We start from the raw sequence: 733 nt of genomic DNA, 5'->3' as shown, positions 1-733 counted from the left end.
CGGCTGGCCCGAGCGGCCCGGCCGCCCGCCGCACCGGGGCAAACCCGCCGATGGACGGCGTGACGCCCGTTCCGATGGCCGACCCGACGTGCGCCCCCACATGCACACGGACACCCGCGACATCCTGCCCGACGCCCCGGAATCCCCCTGCTCCATCCTGCCCGGCGTGAAGCCGGTGCTGGAATTGCTGGAATCGGACCCCAGCCGCGTGGAGACCGTGCTTATCCGCAAGGGCAAGCGCGGGCGCGATGTGGACCGCATCGTCGAACTGTGCCGCGGGGCGCGGGTACGCTTCATCTTTGCCGACGCACACGCCCTGGACCGGCTGTTCGCGTCGGGCAAGGCCATCGCCCAACCCGGCGATGCCATGGTCGGACAGAACAGGCCCGCCCCCCACGCCGACGACGACCTTTTTGCCGATGACGACGCCGCCTGGGACATTCTGGAAGGCCGGGGCACGGCACGCGACTCCGACGACGAGGACGACGACGATGACGCCCTCGCCGCAGAGCACGTCGGCGCACGCGCCGATGCACGCGCCGGACGCGCCGCCCACTCTTCGCACCAGGGTGTCATCGCGCGGGTGTTCGACGCCGGGTTCGCCGAATTCGGCGACATCCTGCGCGACGCCCCCGACGCCCCGCTGCCGCTCATAGTGGCGCTGGACCAGGTGCAGGACCCCGGCAACGTGGGCACCCTGGCCCGCACCCTGTACGCGCTGGGCGCGGCGGGC

1 protein-coding gene is annotated in these 733 nt (G+C 72.4%); it reads left to right on the top strand.

The window, feature by feature from the left end:
* Positions 1 to 100 precede the first annotated feature (100 nt).
* The coding region (locus FVW20_RS19885; RefSeq protein WP_307831631.1) for an RNA methyltransferase substrate-binding domain-containing protein at positions 101 to 733 on the top strand (633 nt) is incomplete at its 3' end.

Origin of the sequence: Nitratidesulfovibrio oxamicus (assembly GCF_015731765.1) — a bacterium.
GTDB lineage: Bacteria > Desulfobacterota > Desulfovibrionia > Desulfovibrionales > Desulfovibrionaceae > Cupidesulfovibrio > Cupidesulfovibrio oxamicus.
The sequence above is the reverse complement of the archived record's forward strand: the minus strand, read 5'-3'. Positions and strand labels throughout refer to the sequence as shown.